Below are 26,717 nucleotides of genomic sequence, written 5' to 3' on the forward strand. Positions count from 1 at the left end.
CTCTTGACCGCGGCCGTCTGCATCGTGGCGACGGCCGCCGTCGGGCCTGCTGTGCTGAATACGGCGGAAGCCCGGGGCGGGCCGCCGGACACCACGGTCCCCATCGACAAATGCCCGGCACTGTTCGCGCTCGGCGTCCAGGGCACCGGCGAATCCTCCCCCGACGCCGCCGTCACCACCGACACCGGCATGCTGTCGGAAGTCTTCCGGCCCATGATGGCCGCCGCCAGCGACGCCGGTCTGGTGGACCGCGCCTACGTGCCCTACGAGGCGTCCTTCGGCGGCGCGGTGTCGGTGTCCACCACCACCTACAGCCAGTCCGTCACCGGCGGCCTGGACCGGCTGCGGTCCATGGCCAAACAGGTCACCGACCGCTGCCCCAGCACGAAACTCGCCATCGCCGGCTATTCGCAGGGCGCGCATGTGGCCTCGCAGTTCGCGCAGGAGGTCGGCGCGGGCCAGGGCACCGTCCCGGCCGACCGGATCGCGGCCGTCGCGCTCTTCGGCGATCCCAACCGCAATGCCAACGCGCCGCTGTTCCCGGGCAAGCCGGATCAGAAGCTGCCCACCGCCGCACCCGGCACCGACGGCAAATCAGTGGCGGCACTGGGGGATCCGCCCGCCACCAAGACCGCATCGGGGGCGGGCATCGCCCCCGACAGCGCCACCCTGGAGAACTTCGGGACCCTGGTCGGGCGGGTCGCCGAATTCTGCACCGAGGGCGATCTGGCCTGCGATACTCCGGTGGGCGCGCCGCTGGTGCGGACCGTCGCCAATATTGCTGGGCAGGTGGAGATTTCGGCCGGTGACCCGATCGGGTCACTGAAATCCATCGCGGAGGCGCTGGCCTACACCTCGATCAAGACCGCCACCTCGGTGGTGAACAACGACGTGTCCGGCAACTCGCTGACGGACCTGTCGTACCAGCCGCAGAAGTCGATCTCGCAGCGCATCGCCGACGCCTCCAACCCGAACAACCAGGTCGACGTCCCGGGCGCGTTCCAGGCGCTGCTCAAGGTCGGCACCATCGCCATCAATTCCATTGTGGCCGTGGTGAAGGACATCCTGACCCCGGCCAATATCACCGAGATCGCCACCGCCGGACTGGCCAACCCCCTCGCCGGGCTCGCGGTGTTCGGGGCCAAACTGGTCGGCGCGGTCACCAACCTGGTGCCGCCGACCACCATCAGCCGGCTCACCACCCAAGCATTCACGGCCGTCACCCAGAACGTCACCGACAACAAGGATCTGCTCGACATCACCACCTGGGTGCGGTACTGGGACACCGCTCAGAAACACGACTACACCCACGCCCAGGGCGCGGGATTCGGCGAGAGCCCGACCGACTGGGTCGGCCAATGGTTCGCGGCCGTCGCCCACGACCTGTCCGGGGCCGCCACCCCGGGCGCCATCCCGAGCGGTGGCAGCGACAAACCAACGCTGGGAATGGATTTCGTGGGCACATCGACGACGCCCACCAGCGTCGCGCCCAACGGGCAGTTCCCGCTCGGCGGCGGCACCGACACCGGCACGCCCAGCAGCGGCGTCCCGGTACTGAGCTTCTCCCCCGCCCCGACCACACCCACCACCAGCGGGGCGCCACTGATCCCCGACCTCAGCCCGCGGGCGACGCCATGAGCACCACCGAATCGGAGTCGCGGACAACGGAATCGGAGCCGCCCACCCCGCTGCACGAGGGCGCGCAGGCGTACACGGGCAGCTGGTCGGACTGGATCACCGGCGCGGCGGCCGGGCCGGGACGCACCGGATACGGCGAGTACCCGGAGCAGTCCGGCGACCGCAGGGTCAGCCCGGCGCGCCACGGGAGCTACGCGGCCGGCCGTGACGAGTACGAAGCCGACGAATTCGACGACGAGTACGACGATTTCGACGAGGACGAGTACTACGAGCCGCGGTCCGCGGAATCGAATCCTCAGCAGTCGATCGGCTGGGCCGCCGCCGCTTCGGAAAACAGCGGGCCGAGCACCCGACCGGCCTCCGGCTCGTCCCACGCTCGGTCGATCGACGACCCGCCGGGCCCCCGGCAGGCGAGCGCGGCCCATGCCCGGCTGGGCCGCGCCCGCGCGGGCGATCCGCCACGAGCGCTCACGGCCTACGACCCCGCCCGGCATGCCGCGGGCACCGACGGTCCCCCGCCGGGCTACCCGACCGCCCGCCGCCCCTTGAAGCGGGCCGCGCGGCCGACCAGGCAGCGACCGAGATTCGCACTCCCCACGCTGAACGGCGGCCAGTGGGCCGTCCCCCTGCTCGGCCTGCTCGCCGTCCTCGCGGTGACGGCCGCGATCGCGGTCCAGATCGCCAAGGTCACCGGTGGCGACGCACCCGCGAAACCCCATGTCGCCACGCCTCAGGCCGCACCCGCCGCATCCACGCCCGCCGCAGCCTCACCCACCGACCAACCGGCGTCGGGTCTGCCCGCCACCCTCTGCCCCAATGAGGTGAAGGGCGGCAATGTCCGCGGTAATGGGCCCGGCAGCACCAAGTCCGGCCCGGACGCCATTCTCGCGCTGCAGAACCGCTACTACGTCGACCGCTCCGGCAAAGCGGTCCGTGAGATGTTCGCGCCCGACGCACCCACGCCGACCGTCGACCAGATCCAGGCCGGCATCGACAGCATCCCGGTGGGCACCACCTACTGCGTGCAGATCATGCCCGGCCCCTTCGACGGCCAGCACATCATGGTCGTCACCGAACAGCACCCCGACGCCACCAAACGCACCTGGTCCCCGCAGCTGGTCATCACCACCAAGATCGGAGACGCGACCCTCATCTCCGCCATCGTGCCCATGAACGAGGACACCCCCAAATAGCCGCCGCGCCACAACCGGAACACCGCCACCCCGCCACGGCGGCACGCCGGGGCAACTCAGGGTTTGCCAGGCGTTTTGGAAATGCGGGGCCGGTGGGCTAATGTTCTCTCTCGCAGCCGGACGGGCCCAAACGGGCCGGATGGAAGCGATGCGGATGTAGCGCAGCTGGTAGCGCATCACCTTGCCAAGGTGAGGGTCGCGGGTTCGAATCCCGTCATCCGCTCAACACAGACAACGAGACGCAGCGCCTGAGCCGCGAAAGTTGTTCTTACGCAGTAGATCCCGAGCACATTCGCAGCCATATCGGCCCGATTTCGCGGTAACCTTGTCAGAGTGACCATGTTGCTCAGCGCCTTCCACGACACTGTGCTTTCCCAACACGCCGTGCTCGCCCAGCTCGGCAATCCGACACCGGAGACACCGCCGGTGGCGGACAAGCTCATGAAGCTCGTCCGGTACTTCACCTGGTTCGTGTTGCTGTCGGGTGTCCTGGGCATCACCTACGCCGGTGGCCGCTTCGCCTGGGAGAAGTGGTCGGGCGGCGGGCTCGCCTCCCCGAAGATGGTGGCCGGAGCGATGATCGGCGGAATCATCGCCACCAGCGCGGGCACCATCATGAATGCCGTCATCGGATCCTGACCGTTCCACGGCAATTCCGGCCGTTCAGCGCGTGGTGCGCCGTGTGTCGGTGGGCACCGTTAGGCTCGTCGAACCGACTGGCGAAGACGGGTAGGGGCCTTGACGACGAGCGATGCACGCACCGCGCGCACCACACCGCGCGACGACCCGGCCGAGGGAGTCGACTTCGGGCTGGAGCACGTCAATGAGGTGCTGGCCGCCATGGCCGGCGACGTGGTGGCCGATCGGCCACGCGATGCCGAGCTGATCACCTGCCGGCTCGGACTGGACGGGGAGGGTCCGGAGACGCTCATGCTGCTGGGCGCGCGATTCGAGGTGTCGCGCGATCGGGCGCGGCAGCTGTACACGCGGGCCGTGGGCACCATGCTGCGGCAGACACTGGCCACCGGGCAGCACGATCTGGCGGTGTTCGCGGAACGGTATCCCGTGGGGTGGGGTGACGAGCGACTGGTGCGGACACTGCTCGCGGAAACCTATGCCACCGACGGCGATATCGCGGCCCAGGACTGGGCGTATCTGAAGCTGCGGCTCGCCGGCCACGATCTGCAGGACTCGAAACGACTGGCGGGCTTCGTCTTTCAGCGCATCGCAGGGTGGCAGCAGAAGGGGCGCTGGCATCTGCTGCCCGCGGCGCAATCCGATGACACACCCGACGACATGTGGAATACGTGGCTGCGGCGCGTCGAATGGGGCGACGGCAGTCCCGAGGAACTCCCGGTCCTGCCGGCCGGACGTCTGGACTACGACGATGACGGCCGCGGGCGCATGTACTCCGAAAAGCTCGGCCGCGAAGTCACTTTCGACACCGCCCTGCAGGCTCGCCTGCTCCGCCTGCTGGACGCCAGCCCGCGCGTGGAATCCTTCCGCGAGCTGCCCGCCGCCGTCATCTACGAACTCGACGGCGCCGACCGCGTCCACTACCCCACCGCCGCAGCACGATTCACCGATGGCCGCACCGTCCTCATCGACGTCCTCCCCCTCGCCCATACCGCCCTGCACCCCCAGCGCGCCCGCGCAGCAGCCTCTCGTGCCCACGCCTTCTCCCGCGGCTGGGGCTGGCTCACCTGGACCGGCAGCCGCGACGGCATCCCGGAACTGCTGTCGCGCAGCGTGAACCCCCACCACGAGTCCACCCTGACGAGCCGCCTTTCTTCGGGGCCGATGACCTGGCCCGCCCTCGATGCCTACCGCACCGAGACCGGCATCGACCTCCTCGACCTCGCCGCCCTCGTCCTGCGCCACGACTGGCACTGGCACCGCGCCCCCTTCCGCCTCACCCGCTGACCCCTTCCAAGATCAGGGAGCACTCACGGAGGAATTTCGCCCGATTCCCCGCTCTGCGAGCTCCCGCATCTTGAAAACCCTGTGGGACACGCATGGCCTGCGATGCCGACATTGCGAAACGGCAAACGCGTTATACACGCCGAATCAACGTGCGCTGGTGACCAATCCGCGGTAAGAGTGCCCGATCAGCCTCTCGCAGTGCCCGATCGGACTGTCGGGCGCTGCCGAATCAGACCGTCATGGTTGCCATATCGGCACACCGCGGGCCGAATCAACTCGCGGCGGTGCCGAATCAGCTCGGCGCGGTGCTGAACCAGCACTCGGCGGTGCAGCATCAACTCATGATGGCGCCGAATCAGCTTGTGGCGGTGCCGAACCAGCGGGGCAGGACTTCGAGGAGGTCCTCCTGGTCGGAGCCGGACCAGGCGATGTGGCCGTCCGGGCGGAGCAGGAGGGCCGGGGTGGTGAGTTCCTCGCTGACGTCGACTACGTGGTCGACGCGGTCGAACCAGCCCTGGACCGACAGCCGGCCGGTCTGGTCGAGGAGTAGGCCGCGGCCCTGGTGCATGAGCTCGTAGAGGCGGCCACGCTTCAGGGCTACGTCGCGCTGGCGGCGACCGCGGAGGTCGTCGCCCGGGCCGAAGTCGTAGCGGACGCCGAGGGCGGTGACGCGCTCGATCAGGAACCGGTGGACCTCTTCGAACTCCATCAGTTGGGTGAGCAGGCGGCGCAGGGCCTGGGGGCCGGGTTCGAGAGAGGTGAGTTCGCTCATGGCGCGGGCGGTGTCGAGGACGTCGGCGGCCACCGGGCGGCGTTCGGATTCGTAGGTGTCGAGGAGATCGGCCGGGGCCCAGCCGTTCACGGCCGCGGCGAGCTTCCAGCCCAGGTTGAACGCGTCCTGGACGCCGAGGTTGAGGCCCTGACCGCCATTGGGCGGGTGGATGTGCGCCGCGTCGCCCGCCAGGAAGACGCGGCCCGACCGGTACGCGTCGGCGAGACGGGTGGCGTCGCCGAAGCGGGAGAGCCAGCGGGGTGAGTGGGCACCGAAATCGGTGCCGGCCACGGCCCGCACCTGACGCTTGAGCTCGTCGAGGGTGGGCGGAACATCACTGTCCTCGGCCACGCCGTCGGCCGGCGCGCCCAGCCGGTACACGCCATTGCCCAGCGGCATCGCACCGAAGCGCCGATGCGTCTTGTGCAGTTCGGTGACCAGCGCCATCACCTCCTCCTGCGGTGTGGTCAGCTCCACCTCGCCCATCAGCGTCTCGAGCCGGGCGGGCTCGCCCGGGAACCCGATGCCGAGCAATTTCCGCACCGTGGACCGGCCGCCGTCACAGCCGACCAGGTAGCGCGAGCGCAGCCGCGAACCGTCGGCCAGCTCGACCGTCACCCCGTCCGCGTCCTGGCTCAGCCCGGCCACCGCACACCCGCGCCGGATCTCCGCGCCCAGCTCGACCGCGCGCTCGGCCAGCAGGCGATCCGTGATCGGCTGCAGCAGACCCAGCACGAACGGAAACGTGGTGTCCAAACGCACCGGCCGCGCCGGCACGATGCCGGCGAAGAACGCGCTCGGATCGTGCTGCTTGCCCAGCGCCAGGAACCGATCCGCCACACCGCGCTGATCCAGCACCTCGACACTGCGTGCGTGCATCCCCATCGCCCGCACCACCTTGGTCGGCTCCGGGTCCCGATCCAGCACGAGCACCTCCACCCCGTGCAACCGCAACTCCGCGGCCAGCATCAGTCCCGTCGGCCCGGCACCCGCAATGATCACATCGGCCATGAATCGCCATCCTCCTGATTTCCGCAGGTAATCGCCTGTCGGCCGACGATTTTGCGGCACCCCCCGGGCCTTGCCGCAAGCCCCCCACTGCGATATACGTTGAAAGGGGAGGGGATTCAGGTCGCGATTCGCGGCTACTTCAGGATCAGGCCCGCGGCGATGAAGGTGATGATCACCATCACCGCGAACCAGGTGATCAGCTGCCAGTGCATGATTGCGGACTTCTGACTCGCCACCGTGAGCCGCAACGTGGCGTCGACCCGATTGTGGTCGGCGATCTTGCGGCGGGTCTGGGCCAGATCGTCGGCCTGCTGCTGGGCGGCGATCTCCGCGCGCTCCAGGCGGTGGGTCATGCGCAGCAGCTGCTTGGTCTTGTCGCGGGCGGCCTTGCGGGCCAGCGCCAGAGCCGTGCGCTGATTCATGAGTTCCTGGCGCTGCCGTGCGATGACGGCCGCCTGTGTCCGAGTGTGGCGTTCCCAGTCGGTCACCGTCGCCCATCCTCCCGTGTGCTCGTCGCGGCAGCCGAAAGCTATCTCCCCGGCCACCCAGCCCGTTACGAATTCACGGAGTTCACAGGCAGATTGGCGAGCCGACACCACACCGCCCGGGCCGGAGGACAGCAGGCCGCCGACCACCCGGTACTCACAGCCCTCGGCGGCGAAGTCGTCGAGGCCGAGCGCGGGCAGCTGCGCGGTCCAGAAACCCGGCGGGCAGATCCACAGCACTTCGCCACCACCGCCGGCCCGGAGCTGGGCGGTGACCACGCGGGCGCGCGCCAACTCGGGTGGCGCGCTGGAAACTTGGATGACACCGCTGCGATCACCCTTGCGCCACAGCACATCCGAGAGCTGCGCACCGACAGCGACATCCAGCTGGACATCCTCGGCGCCGGCCGCCAGCAGCCGACCGCGCAGCCAGAATTTGAGCCGCCGCACATCCCAGCGGCAGTCCGCGCAGCCGGGTTCCCGGCACCGCTCCCCCGCCGCATGGCCACGCCCGTCGGCACTGCGGACAGCCGTGTCCGCGTCGCCCCGCACAGACTTCTCCACCGTTCCGAGCACAGGCTTGTCCACCGCCGAATCCCCCACGGCCGTCGCCGGATTCGTGCGCGGATCCGGGTCGGCAAGGGCCACCGACCGCTCCGGCGGAACTTCCACTCGCCTCATGCTCACAAGATCACCCCAGCCACCACACTCACCGCAAGGACCGCTTCCGTCGTATCGGAAACCACCAGCCCGAGCCGTCACTTCCAGAGTGCCGCAGGGCATGCGTCCGAAGACACGAAAGCGACCAGATTCGTTACCCAACCGCGAGCCGCGTGTGATCAAGCGCGCCGCGGACCGTAACCCGTGCCCGGGATGCCGGCCCGGCCCGCCGCCGCTACTCTTTCGAAATGCCCCCGAGTCAGTCCCCGAAGCCGCAGCTCAGCGCTCTCCATCCGACACTGCGGGCGGCGCGCTCCGCGAACTCGGTGGCATTCGCGCTGCAGGGGTTCTTCCTGGCCGTGATTCTCACCGAGCTCCCGCAGCTGAAGGACAAATTCACCCTCTCCGACGGACTGATCGTGGCGATCGTCGCGCTCATCTCCCTGCTCGCGGGCGCCGGCAGCATCACCGCCGAGCGGATCGCGCTGCACTGGTCGAGCCGCACCGCGCTGCGGATCGGGCTGGCGCTGATCGCGGTCTCCGGTGTGGCGATCGCGCTGTCGCCGAACATCATTGCGGCTTTCGTGGCCCTGGGCGTGTACGGCGTGGCCGTCGGCATCGTGGACGCCGGGACCAATATGCAGGCGGTATTCATACAACATGGCTATGGCCGATTCATTCTGGTCTCGTTCTACGCGGCCTGGAGTGCGGGATCGATCACCGGCGCGCTGTTCGTCTCGGCGTTCGAGGCGCTGAAGGTGCCGTTGCAGGCGTCGATCCTGGTGGCCGCGGCGGTGGTGGCCATCGGCTGCCTTTCGGCGGGACCGCGACTGCTGGGCACCGACGAGGCCGAAGCCGGTCCGGCCGAACACGAACCGGCCGGCTCGGTGCCGATGCGCATCTTCTGGATCTTCGGCGCGGTGATCGCCCTCGCCTTCGCCATCGACCTCGCGGTGGGCAATTGGTCGGCGCTGTACCTGAAGGACGAACTGCTGTCCTCCTCCGCGACCGCCGCGCTGGCGCTGGCCGCCTACCAGGGCGCGTCGCTGCTCGGCCGCCTCACCGGCGACCTGTGGGTACGCCGGTTCGGACCACGCATGGTGGTGCGGGTGGCCGCGGCGGTCGGGTCGGTCGGCCTGGTGATCGTGGTCACCGCCCCGGGACCGGTGGCCGCGATCCTCGGATTCCTGGTCGCCGGAATCGGATTGCCGGTGATCGCGCCGCTGTGCTTCAGCGAGGCCGGGCAGCTCACCAGCGGACGCGAGCTGGATGCGCTCATCGCGCGGCTCAATCTGTTCAACTACGCGGGCACCCTGGTCGGCGGCGCGGTGGTGGGCGCGGTCGCCGACGCCGCCAATCTGCGTGCCGGATTCGCGATTCCGCTCGCCTTCGCGGTGGTGCTGATCGGCTGCGCCCGGGTCTTCCACCGCCGCACCGACGCCACCCCCGCGGCCGCCGAGCCCGCCGCGGAGCCTGCTTGACTGGAACGGTGAGCGATTCCGTAGCCATCACACCGGCGACCGCGGACGACGCCGGCGAACTCGCCGTCGTCGCCGCCGCGACCTTTCCGCTGGCCTGCCCGCCCGGATCCACACCCGAGGACATGGCCGCCTTCATCGCGGAGGTGCTGTCCGCGGACCGGTTCCGTGAGTACCTCGCCGATCCCGGCCGTGTGGTTCTGAAGGCGGTGCTCGGCGGCGAGATCGTCGGCTACGCACTGCTCAATGCCATGGAACCGGCCGATCCCGCCGTGGCGGAGGTCATCACGCTGCGCCCGGTGACCGAGCTCAGCAAGATGTACGTGCTGCCCGGCCAGCACGGCAGCGGCGTCTCGGCGGCGCTGATGCGGCGCGCGCTCGAGCACTCCCGGGCCGACAGCAGCAAAGCCGTGTGGCTGGGCGTGAACCAGCAGAACGCGCGCGCCCAGCGCTTCTACGGCAAACACGGCTTCACCGTCGCCGGCACCAAGACCTTCACCGTCGGCAACCAGCTGCACCACGACTACGTCATGCTGCACGAATTCTGAAGCTCCAGGCGGCGACCCGCGAAGCGCTGCCGCGTCCGGCGATCGTGGGTCACCAGCACCACCGCGCCGGGGTAGCCGTCCAGGGCCTGCTCCAGATCCTCCACCAGGGCCGGGGACAGGTGGTTGGTCGGCTCGTCGAGCAGCAGTGTGGATATCTCGGCGGTGAAGCGGAGCGGATCCGGTGGGGGCGCAATCGGATCCGCGGTCAGGCGGGAGACCCGCTCCTTGGCGTTGCGGATGCGGGACTGGGCGCCGTGGCCGCGGCTGCGGGTTCGGAAGGGACCGGCGGCGAAGACCGCGAGCGGGAGCTTGCGCGGAATCGCCTCCAGGCGGACGACATTCGACTCGGCCAGTCGCTCGTTGCGGGCCAGTTCGGTGCGCCAGCGCTGGTATTCGAGCTGCTGCCGGTGCCGCTGGGCGGCCTTGGCGGTGAGGTAGCCGCGGTAGCCGTTGCCGTGGCGGGCGACCGCGCCCGCGTCCACCTCGAGCACGGTGCTGGTGATCCGTTCGAGGAAGACGCGATCGTGGGTCACGGCGACCACGGTGCCGGGGTGGTCACGCAACTGCCCCTCGAGCCATTCGACGGCATTGTCGTCGAGGTCGTTGGTGGGCTCGTCGAGCAGCAGCAACTCCGGCGCGGAGGCCAGGGTGGCCGCCAGCGCCAGGCGGCGGCGCTGACCGCCGGACAGCGTGCCCAGCAGGCGATTCCGGTCCAGGCCGGTCAGCCCGAGCCCGTGCAGGGCCGCGTCCACCCGGGCGTCGGCATGGTACCCGCCGCGCGCCTCGAACCGGGCCGCCAAAGCGGTGTACGCCTCGAGGCGGCGGCCGAGCGGCCCGGGCGCGGCCAATTCGGCCTCGGCGGTGCGCATCCGGGCCTCCAGATCGCGAATATCGCTGAGAGCCAGGTCGATTGCCGCGCCGACGGTGGCGGTGGGCGGCAGCTCCAGACTCTGGGCCAGGTAGCCGATGCCGCCCGGGGCCTGCACGACGACCTCGCCGTTGTCGGGGACTTCGCGACCCGCGATGAGCCGCAGCAGGGTCGACTTGCCGGCACCGTTGTCGCCGACGACGCCGGCCTTCTCACCGGGCCTTATGGACAGGTTCACCGCGTCCAGCACGATGCGGTCGGCATAGCGTTTGGTGACGCCGGACAGGGTCAGCTGGGAGACGGCAGGCAGTTGGGAGGTAGGCACAGGGATCTCCTGTTCTCCGCTCGGCACGAGCCGGATGGGTGGAACCCACGCGAAAATCGAACGCCGACAGGCGGATAGGCGTGGGAGGGGATCGACGCGGAGCAAAGCTCAACGCGGCGAAGCGATCACAAGAACAGGAAACCGATACCCATGAGGCCTGGAACGTTAACGGTGCGACGCGGGGCCGTCAACCACTTTGTCGTGGATCACAAAGGAGAACGCCGGGCGGTAAGAACCACCCGGCGTTCGCCATCACATCGTGAAAGACCTTGTCAGGCCAGCAGTTTCGCCTTCAGCGCGGCCACGTCCGCGTCCGAGAGCTTCAGACCGTCGCGCACATAGGTGTCGAAGCTGCCGTAGCTCTTGTTCACCTGGTCGAAGGCCGAATCCAGCGCCGAGGCGGTCACGCCGTTCATCATGTCGCCGTCCTTGGCGCCACGGTAGTAGTTGGACAGCAGGTAGTCGTAGTAGACCGTGTCCTTGTCCACGCCCAGGATGGTCAGCAGCACCGCCGAGGTCCAGCCGGTGCGGTCCTTGCCCGCGGTGCAGTGGAACAGGACGCCGCCCGGGTTGTAGGCGATGTCGCGCAACACGTTCGCGAAGCCCTCGTTCGCGCCCGGAGCGGTGATGAAGGCGCGATACAGGTCGGTGCCCGCGGACAGGGTCGAGACCATCACCTGCGGCGGAGCCTGGCCGATGATGTCGTCGTGATGCTCGGCGGCGCCGGCGGGGACCTTGTCCACGCCCATGAACAGCTGCTCGTAGCTGGTGCGCAGATCGTGGATGGACGCCACGTTCGACGACGCCAGCTTGGCCAGGTCGGCGTCGGTGGCCTTGCTCAGATCGCCGGTGCGGAAGACCAGACCGGTGCGCACGGTGTGGCCGTCGACGGTCCGGTAGCCGCCGGCGTCCCGGGCGTTCAGCACGCCGTTCAGGCCGAGGGCACGGTTGTCGGTGTTGACGAGCACGCTGCCGGTGGCGGCGGGCGGGTCGGTGGCGAAGGCGGTCGCCACCGACCCGAGGCTCGCGGACAGTGCGATGGTGACCACCGCGGCAGCTTGGACAGCACGGTTACGCAAGGCAGATCTCCTTCCGGGGCCGAAAACCGAATCCGGCCCGGCTTTCACTGACCCTCGGAATTTATTACCTAAGGAAACTATGAGAGAAACCGGGTCCTACCTGCCGGTTACACGTGAGCCAAGATTGGTGGTCACGCGTGAGCCGGTGCCTCGTTACGCGTGAACCGGGGCTTCGAACCGCGACAGCGCCAGCAGACGCGAGATCGCGCGCAGGTACTTCTTGCGGTAGCCGCCGTCGAGCATCTCCTGGGTGAAGATCTGATCCAGCTTCGCGCCCGAGATGGTCACCGGGATGCCCGCGTCGTACAGACGGTCGGCGAGCACCACGATGCGCAGCGCGACCGCCTGATCGGTCACCGGGTGCACATCCGAGATGTACACGGCCGAGACGTCGTGGATCAGGGCGCCGTAGCGGGACGGGTGCAGCGTGCTCAGGTGCTTCACCAGCGCGTCGAAGTCGTCGAGCGTGGAACCCGGTGTGGCGGCGGCCTTCTCGGCCAGCAGCTCGGGAGCGGTGGGCTCCGGGGCGGGCGGCAGATCGCGGTGCCGGTAGTCGGGGCCGTCGACGCGGACGGCCTCGAACAGCGCGCCCAGCTTCTTGATCTCGCGCAGGAAGTCCTGGGCGGCGAAGCGGCCCTCACCCAGCTGGCCCGGCAGGGTATTGGAGGTGGCGACCACGGAGACGCCGCGGTCGGTCAGCTCGGTGAGCAGGCGCGAGACCAGCATGGTGTCGCCCGGATCGTCGAGCTCGAACTCGTCGATGCACAGCACGCTGTTGGCCGCGAGCCGCTCGACGGCATTGTTGAAGCCCAGCGCGCCAACCAGATTGGTGACCTCACCGAAGGTGCCGAAGGACTTGGGCTCCGGCACGCTGTGGAAGATCGAGGCCAGCAGGTGGGTCTTGCCCACACCGAAGCCGCCGTCCAGGTACAGGCCGATGCCGTGCACCGGCTTCTTCTTACCGAACAGGCCCTTCTTGTCCGCGGCCTTGCGGAGCTTGGTCACCTGATCCGCGAACAGCTCGGCCTTCAGCACGGCCGCGGCCTGGGACGGTTCCTTCGGATCCGGGATGTAGGAACCGAAGCTCACCTCGTCGAAGGTGGGCGGGGGAACCATCTGGGCCACGAGCTGGTCTGCCGGAACCTCCGGGTGGCGATCGACGAGGCGTTGTTGCACGGCGTCAGCGTAGATGCGTGGTGGGATGGGTCCTTATGCAGCGTATGCCGAATGCGATTCAGCTCACAGATCTCACCCGCGACGACCTGGTCGAGTTGTACGCGTATCCGGTCGAGCCATCCGCACCGTACGTCCGTGTCAACTTCGTCACCAGCATCGACGGCGCGGTCAGCGTGGACGGGCGCTCCGGCGCGCTGGGCACGCCCGCCGACAAGCGGGTCTTCGGGCTGCTGCGGGATCTGGCCGACGTGGTGCTGGTCGGGGCCGGGACGGTGCGCGCGGAGAACTACGGTGCGGCACACACCGATCCGGAACTGCGCAAGCGGCTGCACCGGGACGGGCTCGGCGGCGATCCGGACGGGACGCCGCCGCGCATCGCGGTCGTCACCGGGTCCGCGGCGCTGGATCCGGCGAGCAAGCTGTTCACCGACACCGGGGCGCGGCCGATCATCCTCACCACCACCACCGCGCCCGGCGACCGCAAGAAGCGGCTCCTCGACGCAGGGGCCGAGGTGATCGAATCCGACGCGAACGAGTCCACCGTGACCGCCGTCCGCACCGCACTAGAGCGTCTCGGACTGCGGCGGGTGCTGTGCGAGGGCGGGCCCTCACTGTTCGGCCAATTCCTCACCGCCGGGGCCGTGGACGAGCTGTGCCTGACCGTATCCCCGCAGCTGGTGGGCGGGACCGCGGGCCGAATCGCGGTGTCCCCCAAGGCCCTGCAAACCCCGATGAACCCCTGCCACCTGCTGCTCGACACCGACGGCACGATCCTGACCCGATGGGAACGCGCGCACACCCGAGGCTGAAACCGCGTGCCGGACCTGGCAGGCTGTAGCGCATGCGCTGGACTCGGGCCGCTCTGCTGGCGTCGACACTGTCGATATTGGTGACCACCGCCTGTGGGGCCGGGCCGTCCGACCGGCCCGCCGTCGCCGTGGAACAGCCGCATCAGGCCGGAGTCGCCACCTCCACCGCGCCCGCCGACGCCACCCCGCCCGCACCCGAGGTGCCCAAGGCCGACCTGGCCTGGAAGGACTGCACCGCACCGACATTGAACCTGCTGTCGCTGGGCGCGCCGCCGCTGGGGCTGGTGCTCGAATGCGCCGAATACACCTCGCAGGTGGATGTGGCCGGAAATGTGGCGGGCAACTTCCGCAATGCGGCCATGCGGGCCCGCTACGACCGGACGCCCAAGGACGCCGCGCCGCTCATCCTGACCTCCGGTTCCGACCGGTCCTCGACGGCCACCCTGGCCGGGCTCGCGGCCGGGCCCGCCAGCGCGCTGCTGGCCGCGCGGCCGATCATCGCGGTCGACCGGCGCGGCATCGGCAGCTCCCAGCCGGTGACCTGCATGACCGACCCGCAACGCAAGGCCATCGCCGATCAGACCCAATTCACCCGGGGCGCAACCGATGCCGTGGACACCATGAGCACCGCCGGGCGCGACGCCACCGTCGCCTGCCTGGACTTCCTGGCCCCGGCCCAGGCCACCTTCGACGCACCGCACGCCGCCGACGACCTCGAGCAGCTGCGCAAACAGCTGCAGGTGGACCACCTCGCGCTGCTGGGCACCGGCACCGGCACGAACGTGGCGTTGAACTACGCGCGGAAGTACGGACAGCACCTGGGCCGGCTGGTGCTGGACTCGCCGCAGGGAGTCGGCACGGACGCCAACGGGCGCGCCGAGCAGCGGGTCAAGGGACAGGAGGCCGCGCTCACCGCATTCGGGCAGCGGTGCGCGTCGCTGAACTGCTCGCTGGGGGGCGACCCGCGGGCCGCCGTCGTCGATCTGGTGAACCGGGCCGGGGCCGGACAGCTCGGCGACCTGTCGGCCTCGGTGCTGGTGACCACCCTGAGCGGCTTCCTCGGCGACTCCCGGGCGACCGGCAACGCGCAGATCACCGAATTCGCCGACGCCCTCAGTGCCCTCGGCAAGGGCGACCACGTCCCGATCACGCCGTTCCTGCTGCGCGCCGCCGCGGGGATCGCCACCGACGGTCAATTCGTCAACCGCTGCAGCGACAACCACGAGCCCTCCACCCCCGACAAGGCCAAGGAGCTCGAAACCACCTGGGGCACACAGTATCCGGTGTTCGGCAAGGTCGCGGCCATCGACCTGATGGCCTGCTCGGCCTGGCCCGCCGCCACCCCCATGACCCTGCCCGACAAGCTGAACCTGCCGGTCCTGGTCCTCGGCGGCAGCGCCGACCCTGTCACCGGCCAGGACGGCCGGCCCACCGTCACCGGCGCACTCGGCGCAGCGGGTGCGCGCACCGCCACCGTCGTCTGGCAGGGCTGGGGGCACCCGACCTTCGCCCACTCCGGCTGCGCCCAGCAGTCCCTCGCCGACTACCTGAAGGACGCCACGCTGCCCGCCGACGGCACCGCCTGCCCGGCCTGAGTACACACCTGTGAAGTGACGCCGGTCACTACTCGACGGAGCGCGGAGTGTGCTTGACCGGCTTGAGCATTCGGGGCGGGCCGGGGTTTCATCCGACCGGCGGCTGTGGTGTGTCGCGCACAACGCATTAGGCGGGTCGGCGCATGTGTGACGCGGGGATTCGGTGTACCGTGCCCGAGTGTTCCTTCGACAGCTCGAGCCCCGCACCGCTCGCACCACCGCCGAGGTACTGAACTTCGCATTGTGGCCGCTCGCGATCCTCACCGTGTTGCACCGGGTGTTCATCAACGCTGTCAACTACCACATCACCAATGACTTCACACCGGTGTACAACGCGTCCCTCGCGTTCCTCAACCACCGGCCCGTGTACAACGCGAACTTCAGCTCGACCGATCCGGCCTATCTGTATCCCCCCAGCGGCACGCTGCTCATCTCGCCGCTGGCCATCATCGATCCGGAAAAGTCGCGGTGGGCCTTCATCCTGGTCAATGCGATGGCTCTGCTGCTGGCCTGGTACCTGCTGCTGAAGCTGTTCAACTACACGCTGAACTCCGTCGCCGCGCCCGCGCTGCTGCTGGCCATGTTCGTCTCCGAGACGGTGACGAACACACTGGCCTTCACCAATATCAACGGCTGCCTGTTCATGGCCATGCTGGTGTTCATGCACCTGCTCCTGAAGCGCAGGGACCTGTGGGCCGGTGTGGCACTGGGGCTGACCATCGCGGTGAAGGGTCCATTGCTGGCGCCGCTGCTGCTGATTCCGCTGGTCCGCGGACAGTGGAAGGTGTTCATCACCGCCCTGGGCATCCCGGTGGCGCTGAACCTGCTGGCCTGGCCGCTGATCGTGGACTACAAGCAGTTCTGGACCCATACGCTGCCGTACCTGTCGGAGGCCCGGGACTACTTCAACAGCGCCATCGTCGGCAATGCCGGGTACTACGGTGTCGCCGAGTGGCTGACCTGGACCATGCGTATCACCGTCGGTGTCCTGGTGTTGATCTCGCTGTGGCTGCTGTACCGGTACTACCGCGAGGACGAGGTGTTCTACATCTGCAACACCTCCGGCATCCTGATCACCGCGGCCATGCTGCTGGGCCCGCTGGGCCAGATGTACTACTCGATGTTCCTGTTCCCCATGCTGATGACCGTGGTGTTGCGCAACTCGCTGCTGCGCAACTGGCCCGCATGGGTGGCCATCTTCGGATTCATGTCCTACGACAAGTGGCTCTCGGACCGCTGGCAGAGCATCGGCCGCGATCTGGAGTATCTGCGCACGACCTTCGGGTGGGGGCTGCTGCTGATCGTGGTGTTCTGTGTGCTGGGCGACCGCTATCTCGCCGCCCGCCGCCAAGGCCGCCTCGAGGTCGGCAAGTCCCTGGATCCCGCGTGGATGCACCCGGAATGGGTCGCCGACGAACCCGAGGTCACCGTCGCGCCCCGGACGAAGGCGACCGCCTCGTATTAGCGTGGAGCCATGAGTTCCGATGCTGACAGCTCCACAGGGACCGAGGGGCTGCCCGTCCCGCGCATCCAGTTGACCCCGCAGGAATGGCGGACCAAGCTGACCCCGGACGAATACCGGGTACTGCGCGAAGCGGGCACCGAGCGGGCCTTCACGGGCGAATACACCGACACCGAGACCGAGGGCGTCTACTCCTGCCGGGCGTGCGGGGCCGAATTGTTCCGCAGCGACGAGAAGTTCCACTCGCACTGCGGGTGGCCGTCGTTCTTCGATCCGGCGAAGTCGGAGGCCGTGCTGCTGGTGGAGGACAACTCGCTGGGGATGCGGCGCGTCGAGGTGCTGTGCGCGAACTGCCACAGTCATCTGGGGCACGTGTTCGAGGGCGAGGGATATCCCACGCCCACGGACAAGCGCTACTGCATCAACTCGATCTCGCTCCGATTGCACCCCTCGGACAGCGCAGCTGAGTGAGTCGCAGAAACACTATGGGGCATGCGCGATTTCGCGCATGCCCCGAATTATGCGGGCAACACATCGGCGACCTTCCCGCTAACGACATCGGGCCCGGCCGCGGTGGGCGGCCGGGCCCGATCTCGGTGCGGGTCGCTACGGGAGTGCGGCGATGAGCTGCTCGACCTCGACGCGCGGACCGGTGAAGAACGGAACCTCCTCGCGCACATGGCGACGGGCCTCGGTGGCGCGCAGATCGCGCATCAGATCCACGATGCGGTGCAGCTCGGGGGCCTCGAAGGCGAGAATCCACTCGTAGTCGCCCAGGGCGAACGAGGCCACGGTGTTGGCGCGCACGTCCGGGTAGTCGCGGGCCTCCTTGCCGTGGTCGGCCAGCATCTTGCGGCGCTCCTCGTCGGGCAGCAGGTACCAGTCGTAGGAGCGCACGAACGGGTAGACGCAGATGTAGTTGCCCGGCGCCTCGCCCGCGAGGAAGGCCGGGATGTGGGACTTGTTGAACTCGGCCGGGCGGTGCAGGGCCGCGTTGCTCCAGACCGGGTTGGAGATCTGGCCCAGCTCGGTGACGCGGCGGAAGTCGGCGTAGGCGGCCTGCAGATCCTCGATCTTCTCCGCGTGCCACCAGATCATGAAGTCGGCGTCGGCGCGCAGGCCGGCGACATCGTAGATACCGCGCACCACCACGCCGCGCTCCTCGAGCGAGTCGAAGAAGGCCCGCGCCTCCTTGATCGCCGCCTGGCGATCCTCACCGAGCACGCCGGGCTCCACCTGGAACACCGAGAACATGAGGTAGCGGATGGTGTCGTTGAGGGCCTTGTAGTCGAGTCGCGCCATGGCCTCCATCGTGCCACTGCGCCCGAACCCGCTCGAAATGGGGCACGGTGGACTGCGTGATTCAGCTCGCGCTGGGTGATTCAGCTCGCGCCGGCGGCCCAGGAGGCGATGAGGCGGCGCAGGCCGTCGTGGAAAACGGCGTCGCTGGTGAACAGTTCGCTGATGGCATCCAGATGGGTTGCCAGCACCGGGTATTCGTCCGGGTCGAGGGCGGCCAGGCTGGACCGGGCGCGCAGCCGGCCCGGTTTGCGGTCCTGATGGCCGACCAGGCCCGCACAGTTACAGTGGAACAAGGGGGTCCATCGGCTCGGGGGTGTTCCGTGAGCCGTGCCGCGCGGCCGCTCGGCGGGAAGAGAATCAGCGATGGAAACGAAAGAAGCGCCAGTGCATCCGACATATGGGGACGTGACAGCGGCTGCCGATCGAATCGCCGGCCACACCCGCCCGGTGGTCCTCGCCCGCGCGGACGCCGACACCGTCCCGGTGGCCGGCGAGGTCTGGTTCGCGCTCGAGCACATGCAGCACACCGGCAGCTTCAAGGCGCGCGGGGCGGCGAATTTCGTACTGGCACAGCGGGAACAGGGGCGGCTGCCCAAGGTGGGGATCACCATCGCGTCCGGCGGGAACGCCGGGGTGGCATGCGCGTGGGCCGCCCGGCTGGTCGACTCCGCCGCCACCGTGTTCCTGCCCGACTCCGCACCCGCGGTGAAAGTGGCGCGGCTGCGGGCACTTGGGGCGCAGGTGCTGTGCGGCGGCGACGCCTACGCCGACGCGGCCGCCGAATGCGAGCGCTTCGCCGCGGTCAGCGGGGCGCTGCGCTCACACGCTTACGACGACCCCGATATCGCGGCGGGTGCGGGGACACTGCTCGACGAAATCGTCGCGCAGGTACCGGAACTCGACACCGTGGTGGTCGCGGTCGGCGGCGGTGGGCTACTGACCGGAATCACGGTGTCGGCCAATCATCACGGCGTGCGGGTGGTGGCGGTCGAACCCGAACGCTGCCGCGCCTTCAATGCCGCGGTCGAGGCCGGGGAACCGGTGGACGTCGAAATCGACTCCGTCGCAGCCGATTCCCTCGGCGCACGTCGCGTCACGGCCATGGCCCTGTCCGCCGCGAACGCGGGCGATGTCCGCTCGGTCCTGGTCAGTGACAAGCAGATCATCGCCGCCCGCCAAACCCTGTGGGACTGCCGCCGTGTCGCCGTCGAGCACGGCGGTTCCACTGCCCTGGCCGCCCTGCTGTCGGGCGCCTACGTCCCCGCCCCCGGTGAACGGGTGGCGGTCGTCGTCTGCGGCGCGAACACCGATCCGATCGACCTGGTACCCCGCTGATACCGCGGTGACGAGGGTCAGCGCCCGGTGTTGACAGGGGCCGGACGGGACTGGAGCCAGGAACGGTAGCGGCGGAGGGCGCGCCCCTGCACGATCTGGTCGGACAGCAGGGCCTGAACGGGACCGGTTGCGGGACGGGGGTTTCGGCCGCGAGCCATGCGGCGCATGTGATGCCGAACCACCGCCATACCCGCGGCGGACGCGAGGGCCTTGTTCGACCAGGTGATGGGCTTCGGGGTGGCGACGGCCCCGAGATCGTCGCGCCAGCGGGCGGGGAGGTCCGGGGCGATGGACAGGGCGGTGCCCATGCCGATCACCGCGACGCCGCTCGCCAGGACGTCCTGGGCGGTCTGGAGGCGGGTGATGCCGCCGGTGAGCATGAGCGGAATCGGGCTGGTGGCAACCAGTTCCGTCGCCAGGTCCAGGAAATAGGCTTCGCGAGCCTGCGTCCGGCTGTCGGCGGGGCGGCCGGTCATGGCGGGGCTTTCGTAACTGCCGCCCGACACTTCGACCAGGTCGACGCCGAGGGGCGTGAGCAGGGCGATCACCCGGCGGGCGTCGTCGGCGTCGAAGCCCCCGCGCTGGAAGTCGGCGGAGTTCAGTTTCACCGCGACCACGAACCGGGGCGACACGACCGCGCGGACCGCGCGCACCACCTCGAGCAGGAGCCGCGCCCGGTTCTCCAGGGAGCCACCCCACTCGTCGGTGCGGTTGTTGACCAGCGGAGACAGGAACTGCGACAGCAGATAGCCGTGTGCGGCATGGATTTCCACCCCGTCGAACCCGGCCTGTTCGGCGCGGCGCGCGGTGGTGGCGAACCGGGCGATGGTGTCCTCGATCTGAGCCTTCGTCATCGCGACCGGACGGCCGAACCGGCTGCTGAGCCGGCCCAGATCGACCGGGATATCCGACGGACCCCACACCACGCCGGGCTGGTTGGCCGCAACCTGGCGGCCCGGGTGACTGATCTGCATCCACATGGCCGCCCCCGCCGCCTTGCCCGCCCGCGCCCATTCCGCGAACGGTTCCAGCGGCGCGGCGTCATCGAGCACGATGCCGCCGGGTCCGGTGAGCGCCTCGGCGTGCACCATGACATTGCCGGTGATCAGGGCGCCCGAGCCGCCTGCTCCCCACCGGCGGTAGAGGGACACGAGACGGTCGTCGGGTAGTTGCCCGTAGCCGGCCATCCCCTCCTCCATGGCCGCTTTCACGATCCGATTGGCCAGGACCGCGCCCGATCGCAGTACCAGCGGCGAGAACAAGTCACTCGTCATCGGGCAATCCACCTCCAAATGTTGACTGTGCTTACATAATGTGCGCAGCGCTAACATAGGGGAAGGATGTAGGCAGTGTCAACACTTGTTGGATCGAAGACGTGCCGACCTCGATCACGACGACCGGGACGGTCTCGACGGGCGAGGTCCCGGGGAGTGGGTCAGGACAGCTGCGCGATGATGCGGGCGGCGGCCTTGGTGCCGGTCGCCGCGCAGGCGGGGACGCCGACGCCGTCGAGGTAGGCGCCGGCCAGGGCCAGACCGGGGAGGCCGGCCGTGGCGGAACGCAGGTCGGCGATGCGGGTGGTGTGGCCAGGGGCGTATTGCGGGAGACCGCCGGGCCAGCGCTGGACCACGGCGCGCAGGGGGCGGATGTCGGCGGCGGTGACCGTGGTGAGGTCTTCGACGGCGGCGGTGATGAGGTCGTCGTCGGACCAGGACAGCGGGGCAGGGTCGCCGAAGCGGCCGAAGGAGGCGCGGACCAGGGCCACGTCGCGGGCGGCCAGGTGCGGCCACTTGCGGCTGGAGAGGGTGAAGGCCTTGGCGCGCAACGGTTCACCGGTGGCGACCAGAATGCCGGAGTTGTCGGGCAGGGCGGTCTCGGGCGGCAGGGCGAGGGCCACCACCGCCGAGGAGGCCAGGTCGATTCCGGCGGCCAGCGCGGCGGCCTCCGGGGCCACCGCGCGCAGGAGTTCCGCGGTGACCGGGGCGGGGGTCGCGAGGATCACAGCGTCGACGTCGCCGACCGGGTCGAGCCGCCAGCCCTGTGCGGTGCGGGCGAGAGTGGTGACCGCCGTACCGGTTTCGACCTTCACATCGGCGGCAGCACGCAGCGCGTCCAGCAGGGCGCGGTAGCCGTCGCGGATGCCGCCGAACACCGGTGTGGTGCTGGGCGGGGGCAGGGCCTCGGACACGGCCCGGGTCAGGCTGGCCGCGCCGCGATCCAGGGCGGCGGCCAGCGTCGGCAGCGCGGCCCGCACGCCGATCGAATCCGCAAGTCCCGCATACACTCCCCCGAGCAGCGGGTCCACGCTGCGCCGGACCACCTGCTCCCCGAAGCGATCCCGCACCAGTTCCCCCACCGACACGTCCTCGCCCCGCTCCCACCGCAGCGGCCTGGACGGCTCCGCCGCAACGGCGGCCAGGGTCTGCGCATCCACCAGCCCCGCAACCGATTCCGGCGCGGCGGGGATGCCCATCAGCGTCCGCTCCGGCAGCCGATGCCCCACCCCTTCCGACCACACCAGCGGCCGCTTGCCCGCCGGATGAACGAGCTGCTCCGCAATCCCCAACTCCCCCATCAGTTCCGGAATCTCGGGACGCCGGCCCACGAATGCCTCGGCCCCCAAATCGACCGGATCCCCCTCGATCTCGACGGTCCGCAGGATCCCCCCGACCCGATCCCGCCGCTCCACGAGGATCAGTTCCGCCGACTCCCCGAGCGCCTTCCGCAGCCGATACGCGGCCACCAGCCCGCTGATGCCGCCACCGACAACCGCGACCCGCATCGACAACTCCTCGCCACTCGTCGAACGCCGCGACCACACGAACCCGCAGCCCGCGACCCGCACCTCGACCTCGAGCCGCCCCGAGCCAACCTACTCCGGCCGCCCGCCACCCCCGCCTCCGGGCCCGCCCATCGCGGCCCCGTTCCACGCCGGCCCGGCCGCCCTGAACCACGCTCACCAGCGCTTTCGAACCGCCCGCCCAGAAATGGCACGCACCGGAACGTGATTGACACCGCGCCGCGAACACCCCACCGGCCGAAGTCCCGCCCCTCACCCGGGCCGGCGCACCCGCTGGGCATCCGACGGCTTCGGAGACCTCGCTCACCTGCCCCGGCCGGGCCCGGCGGTCAGCGCCTTCGATGGGGGCGAAGCCGAAGCGCTCCGGTCACGTCACAGGAGCTTCGATCCCACCGCGCGCACCGCTGGCGGGAAGTGCTGGTCAGAGCGGGAGCGGGAGGCTGTGGATCAGGGCGACGGTCTCGGTGATGACGCCGGGGTCGGTGTTCGGGAGGACGCCGTGGCCGAGGTTGAAGATGTGACCCTTGGCACCCAAGGTGATTGCCTCGTCGGCCTCGCGGGCGATGCGGCGCACCTGGGCGTCGATCGCCGCCGGGCCCGCGAAGAGCACGGCCGGATCGAGGTTGCCCTGCAACGCTTTTCCGGGGCCGACCCGGCGCGCGGCCTCGTTCAGCGGGATCCGCCAGTCGACGCCGACCACGTCCGCGCCCGCTTCGCCCATGGCGCCCAGCAGTTCTCCGGTGCCGACGCCGAAGTGGATGCGCGGCACGCCCGCGGACGCGATCTCGGTGAAGACCCGTTCCGAGTGCGGCAGAACGTATTCCCGGTACTGGGCCAGGCTCAGCGCGCCCGCCCAGGAATCGAACAGCTGCACGGCGTCCACGCCGGCATCGATCTGGGCGCGCAGGAATTCGATGGTGATGTCGGTGAGCACGCCCAGCAACTGGTGCCAGGTCTCGGGGTCGGCGAGCATCATCGCCTTGGTGCGCTCGTGGTTCTTGCTGGGTCCGCCCTCGACCAGGTACGACGCCAAAGTGAACGGGGCACCGGCGAATCCGATGAGCGGGGTGTCACCGAGCGCATCCAGCAGCAGCTTCACACCGGCTGTGACCGCGCCCACCTCCTCGGCGCGCAGGCGCGGCAGCGCGCGCACATCGGCAACGGTGCGCACCGGATTCGCGACCACCGGGCCGACGCCGGCCACGATGTCGAGATCGATGCCGGCGGCCTTGAGCGGAACCACGATGTCGGAGAAGAGGATTGCCGCGTCCACCTGGTGGCGGCGGACCGGCTGCATGGTGATCTCGCACACCAGCTCCGGATCGAAACACGATTCCAGCATGCCGATTCCGGCACGCACCTCGCGATACTCCGGAAGGGACCGACCAGCCTGTCTCATGAACCACACCGGACGCCGATGCGGCACGCCACCGGTGGCGGCGGCAAGGAACGGGGCATCGGTCAGCTGGCGTCGGGTGTGAGTACTCATCACCGCCCATCGTAAAGGGGCCCCGGCGGCGCGCCTCGCACTACTCGGCACCGGAGGGGTCTACGGTGCCTTTCGTGACACCGCTCGACTTCCGCGACGGCGCTGCCCCCACCCCGGAGCCCGAAGAACCAGCCCGGTTCCGCGCCGCGGTCGAGGCCATGGGAACCGTATCTGTGCATCCTCGAATCGAGCTGGCACCGATCCGCCCGCCGCAACGCCTCGCCCCGTACTCGTACGCCCTAGGCGCGGAAGTCACGCGACCAGATACAAACGTGGTGCCCGTCGACTCCGAGGGCGACGCATTCGGCCGGCTGATCCTGCTGCACGACCCGGCCGGGCAGGAAGCCTGGCACGGGGTGTTCCGTCTGGTCGCCTACATCCAGGCCGACATCGACTCCGCGCTCGCCGCCGACCCGCTGCTGCCGGAGGTGGCGTGGAGCTGGCTGGTCGACGCGCTGGACTCGCGCACCTCCTTCACCGCCCTCGGCGGCACGGTCACCGCCACCAGCTCGGTGCGCTACGGAGACATCGCGGGGCCGCCGCGCGCGCACCAGCTCGAACTGCGCGCCTCCTGGACCGTGTCCGACACCGTCATGCGGCCGCACGTGGAAGCCTTCTGCGAGGTGCTCGCCTACGCGGCCGGACTGCCGCCCGCGGGGGTAACCCGGCTGGACGTGCGCCGGGGCGAGAGCACCGAATAATTGGGCGCGAGATCGGGGCGGCCGATCCGCGAATTCCCGCGCCGGTCGCCCGAAAATGCCCTCTCGCCTGCGAGAACATCTGTACTGCAACGAAATCGACGGCCGCCACGTACGATTCCCCATGGCCCGACGCAGTGTCACGGCCGGTCGTTTCACCGACGTGACGCGGCCCGCCAATGCCCAACCCGTAGAGTTCAAGACCATGTCCGTACCAGATGAACCCGAAGCCACTGCCGCGGTACCGTTGCTCGCGCCAGTGGACGGTGTGCCGCCGGTACTGGACTCCGCCGCCGCGGTGGCCGCAGCCGCCCGCCGGCTCGCCGCCGGCAGTGGACCGCTCGCGGTCGACGCCGAGCGCGCCTCCGGCTTCCGCTACTCCAATCGCGCGTACCTGATCCAGCTGCGGCGCGAGGGTGCGGGCACCTTCCTCATCGACCCGATCCCGGTGGACGGGGAGCTCACGCCGCTGGCCGAGGCGATCAACGATCTGGAGTGGGTGCTGCACTCCGCGGATCAGGATCTGCCCGGGCTGGCCGAACTCGGGCTGCACCCGGCCCGGCTCTTCGACACCGAACTCGGCGGCCGCCTCGCGGGTTACGAGCGCGTGGGCTTGGCCGCCATGGTGGAGAAGCTGCTCGGCCGCGAGCTGCGCAAGGGCCACGGCGCGGCCGACTGGTCCACCCGGCCGCTGCCCGACGACTGGCTGAACTACGCGGCCCTTGATGTCGAGCTACTCATCGAGCTGCGCGACGCGGTCGCCGCCGACCTGGCCGAGCAGGGCAAATCCGAGTGGGCCGCAGAGGAATTCGAGCATGTCCGCACCGCGGAGCCGGCCGGCCCCAAGGCCGACCGCTGGCGGCGCACCTCCGGCATCCACACCCTGCGCCGCACCCGCCAGCTCGCCATCGTCCGCGAACTATGGACGACCCGCGACCGCCTGGCCCGCCTGCGCGACGTGGCCCCCGCCCGCATCCTCCCGGACTCGGCCATAGTGGCCGCCGCCACCAACGAGCCCAAGTCCATCGCCCAGCTGCGCACCCTGCCGATCTTCGGCGGCCCCCGCCAGCGCCGCTACTCGCGCGAATGGCTCGGCGCGGTGGAACGCGCCCGCACCCTCCCCGACAGCGAGCTCCCGCCGCTCACCCAGCACTTCGACGGCCCGCCCCCGGTCAACCGCTGGGAGCGCCGCGACCCGGCCGCCGCGGCCCGCCTGCAGTGCGCCCGCGCGGCCATGACCGACCTCTCCACCGAGGTGTCGGTCCCGGTCGAGAACCTGCTCACCCCGGACCTGCTGCGCCGCATGTGCTGGGACGGGCTGCCCAAATCGGTCGCCAACGGCGAAGCCCCGACCCTCATCGAGGGCTACCTCGCCGCGGGCGGCGCCCGCCCGTGGCAGCGCGCTCTGACCGTCCCGCGCCTGAGCGAAGCCCTCTACCCGAAGAGCTGACCCCGGAAATATCGCCCAGGAAAGTTGGGGCACAAGGGTTTTCTGAAGTGGACTCATTTCACAGTTGGTGAAAGTTAGATTCTGTCGACCCCGAACCAAGGGGCACGAAAGAGGAGTCCACCAATGCACGTCACCCGCCGCCCCCTGCACTACATCGGCTGGGCTGCAACCACTTTGGCACTAGCCTCGACCATCACCGCCCTATCCACGACCACCGCCTCCGCCTCCCTCGGGCTTCCCATGCTCGTCGATGCCGCAACCGGCGCGGAGGTGGGGTCCGCGGTCGTCGGACACGCATACACGTACTACGCGGGCATCAACTTCCAGCCCATGTTCGCGAGCACAGCGGACTTCTACGACAACGGGCAATGCATCGGAAGCGCCCCGCTATCGGGTCCGGGTGCACTCCAGATCACCTGGGTTCCCACCGCCGCCGGATCGCACACGCTCACCATCGTCGGCGGCGTCAAGGAGATCTCGGAGGGCGGCGGCGACCGCGGCCGCGGCGGTCAGCCGCCGAAGCAACCCGGCTGCGGCGGTGGCGGCAGCGCCAACCTCATCGGATCCGGCAGCGCCGCCCTCGACGGATCCGGCAGCGCCGGACGCTGATCACGAATACGG

Annotated in this window: 24 protein-coding genes and 1 tRNA gene; 15 read left to right on the plus strand and 10 right to left on the minus strand. The window is 69.6% G+C overall.

Annotated elements, in window-relative coordinates:
* Positions 1–3: 3 nt before the first annotated feature.
* From ACFXN1_RS03935 to ACFXN1_RS03955, 5 genes are all read left to right on the plus strand, one after another.
* Positions 4–1,638, plus strand: coding sequence for a cutinase family protein (locus ACFXN1_RS03935; RefSeq protein WP_379463485.1), 1,635 nt, complete (start codon positions 4–6; stop codon positions 1,636–1,638).
* Positions 1,635–2,831, plus strand: coding sequence for a hypothetical protein (locus ACFXN1_RS03940; RefSeq protein ID WP_379444336.1), 1,197 nt, complete (start codon positions 1,635–1,637; stop codon positions 2,829–2,831). The genes ACFXN1_RS03935 and ACFXN1_RS03940 overlap by 4 nt, the downstream gene beginning before the upstream one ends.
* 150 nt (positions 2,832–2,981) lie before the next feature.
* Positions 2,982–3,054: transfer RNA gene (locus tag ACFXN1_RS03945), tRNA-Gly, on the plus strand.
* 116 nt (positions 3,055–3,170) lie between these two features.
* On the plus strand, positions 3,171–3,470 hold the full coding sequence (locus ACFXN1_RS03950; RefSeq protein WP_354837076.1) for a hypothetical protein: 300 nt from the start codon (positions 3,171–3,173) through the stop codon (positions 3,468–3,470).
* A 99-nt stretch (positions 3,471–3,569) separates the two neighbouring features.
* A complete protein-coding gene (locus ACFXN1_RS03955) occupies positions 3,570–4,754 on the plus strand; it encodes a hypothetical protein (RefSeq protein ID WP_379444337.1) in 1,185 nt (394 codons plus the stop codon).
* A gap of 355 nt (positions 4,755–5,109) precedes the next feature.
* On the opposite strand, the gene rox is transcribed toward ACFXN1_RS03955, so the two are convergent.
* Both rox and ACFXN1_RS03965 read right to left on the minus strand, forming a co-directional pair.
* The gene (gene rox, locus ACFXN1_RS03960) at positions 5,110–6,537 is read right to left on the minus strand and encodes a rifampin monooxygenase (protein WP_379444338.1); all 1,428 of its coding nucleotides are present in this window, start codon (positions 6,535–6,537) and stop codon (positions 5,110–5,112) included.
* 134 nt (positions 6,538–6,671) lie between these two features.
* Entirely contained in the window at positions 6,672–7,703 is a 1,032-nt protein-coding gene (locus tag ACFXN1_RS03965) for a hypothetical protein (protein ID WP_379444340.1), read from the minus strand.
* A gap of 227 nt (positions 7,704–7,930) precedes the next feature.
* Here ACFXN1_RS03965 and ACFXN1_RS03970 point away from each other — a divergent pair, with 227 nt between their 5' ends.
* Positions 7,931–9,163, plus strand: a complete 1,233-nt coding sequence (locus tag ACFXN1_RS03970) for an MFS transporter (RefSeq protein WP_379444341.1) — start codon at positions 7,931–7,933, stop codon at positions 9,161–9,163.
* Positions 9,164–9,171: 8 nt separating this feature from the next.
* On the plus strand, positions 9,172–9,708 hold the full coding sequence (locus ACFXN1_RS03975; protein ID WP_379444343.1) for a GNAT family N-acetyltransferase: 537 nt from the start codon (positions 9,172–9,174) through the stop codon (positions 9,706–9,708).
* Here ACFXN1_RS03975 and ACFXN1_RS03980 read toward each other — a convergent pair.
* From ACFXN1_RS03980 to zapE, 3 genes are all read right to left on the minus strand, one after another.
* Positions 9,684–10,886 carry an ATP-binding cassette domain-containing protein gene (locus ACFXN1_RS03980; protein WP_379444361.1) on the minus strand — a complete coding sequence of 401 codons (1,203 nt, stop codon included), beginning with the start codon at positions 10,884–10,886 and terminating at the stop codon, positions 9,684–9,686. The two genes, ACFXN1_RS03975 and ACFXN1_RS03980, sit on opposite strands and share 25 nt — an antisense overlap.
* A 287-nt stretch (positions 10,887–11,173) precedes the next feature.
* The gene (locus ACFXN1_RS03985) at positions 11,174–11,980 is read right to left on the minus strand and encodes a tyrosine-protein phosphatase (protein ID WP_379444344.1); all 807 of its coding nucleotides are present in this window, start codon (positions 11,978–11,980) and stop codon (positions 11,174–11,176) included.
* A 153-nt stretch (positions 11,981–12,133) separates the two neighbouring features.
* Positions 12,134–13,156: a cell division protein ZapE gene (gene zapE, locus ACFXN1_RS03990; protein ID WP_379395576.1), complete on the minus strand. Its 1,023-nt coding sequence runs from the start codon at positions 13,154–13,156 to the stop codon at positions 12,134–12,136.
* Positions 13,157–13,191: 35 nt separating this feature from the next.
* On the opposite strand from zapE, the gene ACFXN1_RS03995 reads away from it, so the two are divergent.
* From ACFXN1_RS03995 to msrB, 4 genes are all read left to right on the plus strand, one after another.
* Positions 13,192–13,965: a pyrimidine reductase family protein gene (locus ACFXN1_RS03995; RefSeq protein ID WP_379444345.1), complete on the plus strand. Its 774-nt coding sequence runs from the start codon at positions 13,192–13,194 to the stop codon at positions 13,963–13,965.
* Positions 13,966–13,997: 32 nt separating this feature from the next.
* Positions 13,998–15,560 (plus strand): alpha/beta fold hydrolase, encoded by a 1,563-nt coding sequence (locus ACFXN1_RS04000; RefSeq protein ID WP_379444347.1) that lies wholly within the window; start codon positions 13,998–14,000, stop codon positions 15,558–15,560.
* A 178-nt stretch (positions 15,561–15,738) separates the two neighbouring features.
* Complete coding sequence (locus ACFXN1_RS04005; protein WP_379444348.1) at positions 15,739–17,025, plus strand: glycosyltransferase family 87 protein; 1,287 nt, start codon at positions 15,739–15,741, stop codon at positions 17,023–17,025.
* A gap of 9 nt (positions 17,026–17,034) precedes the next feature.
* Entirely contained in the window at positions 17,035–17,493 is a 459-nt protein-coding gene (msrB, locus tag ACFXN1_RS04010) for a peptide-methionine (R)-S-oxide reductase MsrB (protein WP_379395584.1), read from the plus strand.
* Positions 17,494–17,628: 135 nt separating this feature from the next.
* Here the strand turns inward: msrB and hemQ are convergent, their stop codons facing one another.
* Positions 17,629–18,324, minus strand: a complete 696-nt coding sequence (gene hemQ, locus ACFXN1_RS04015; RefSeq protein WP_364618971.1) for a hydrogen peroxide-dependent heme synthase — start codon at positions 18,322–18,324, stop codon at positions 17,629–17,631.
* An 80-nt stretch (positions 18,325–18,404) separates the two neighbouring features.
* Positions 18,405–18,617, minus strand: coding sequence for a hypothetical protein (locus ACFXN1_RS04020; protein ID WP_379444349.1), 213 nt, complete (start codon positions 18,615–18,617; stop codon positions 18,405–18,407).
* Between the two features lie 70 nt (positions 18,618–18,687).
* On the opposite strand from ACFXN1_RS04020, the gene ACFXN1_RS04025 reads away from it, so the two are divergent.
* Positions 18,688–19,659 (plus strand): serine/threonine dehydratase, encoded by a 972-nt coding sequence (locus tag ACFXN1_RS04025; protein ID WP_379444351.1) that lies wholly within the window; start codon positions 18,688–18,690, stop codon positions 19,657–19,659.
* A 17-nt stretch (positions 19,660–19,676) separates the two neighbouring features.
* On the opposite strand, the gene ACFXN1_RS04030 is transcribed toward ACFXN1_RS04025, so the two are convergent.
* From ACFXN1_RS04030 to hemE, 3 genes are all read right to left on the minus strand, one after another.
* Positions 19,677–20,933: an NADH:flavin oxidoreductase/NADH oxidase family protein gene (locus ACFXN1_RS04030; RefSeq protein WP_379444352.1), complete on the minus strand. Its 1,257-nt coding sequence runs from the start codon at positions 20,931–20,933 to the stop codon at positions 19,677–19,679.
* Between the two features lie 161 nt (positions 20,934–21,094).
* A complete protein-coding gene (locus tag ACFXN1_RS04035) occupies positions 21,095–22,441 on the minus strand; it encodes a protoporphyrinogen oxidase (RefSeq protein ID WP_379444354.1) in 1,347 nt (448 codons plus the stop codon).
* Positions 22,442–22,880: 439 nt separating this feature from the next.
* The gene (gene hemE / locus ACFXN1_RS04040; RefSeq protein ID WP_379444355.1) at positions 22,881–23,948 is read right to left on the minus strand and encodes a uroporphyrinogen decarboxylase; all 1,068 of its coding nucleotides are present in this window, start codon (positions 23,946–23,948) and stop codon (positions 22,881–22,883) included.
* A 74-nt stretch (positions 23,949–24,022) separates the two neighbouring features.
* Here hemE and ACFXN1_RS04045 point away from each other — a divergent pair, with 74 nt between their 5' ends.
* The 3 genes from ACFXN1_RS04045 (at position 24,023) to ACFXN1_RS04055 (ending at position 26,705) form a co-directional block, all read left to right on the plus strand.
* Positions 24,023–24,649: a DUF3000 domain-containing protein gene (locus tag ACFXN1_RS04045; RefSeq protein ID WP_379395596.1), complete on the plus strand. Its 627-nt coding sequence runs from the start codon at positions 24,023–24,025 to the stop codon at positions 24,647–24,649.
* A 202-nt stretch (positions 24,650–24,851) separates the two neighbouring features.
* Entirely contained in the window at positions 24,852–26,096 is a 1,245-nt protein-coding gene (locus tag ACFXN1_RS04050) for an HRDC domain-containing protein (RefSeq protein WP_379444357.1), read from the plus strand.
* A gap of 123 nt (positions 26,097–26,219) precedes the next feature.
* Positions 26,220–26,705 carry a hypothetical protein gene (locus ACFXN1_RS04055; protein ID WP_379444358.1) on the plus strand — a complete coding sequence of 162 codons (486 nt, stop codon included), beginning with the start codon at positions 26,220–26,222 and terminating at the stop codon, positions 26,703–26,705.
* Positions 26,706–26,717 lie beyond the last annotated feature (12 nt).

Origin of the sequence: Nocardia sp. NPDC059154, assembly GCF_042755705.1 — a bacterium.
In the GTDB taxonomy this organism is placed as follows: Bacteria; Actinomycetota; Actinomycetes; order Mycobacteriales; family Mycobacteriaceae; genus Nocardia.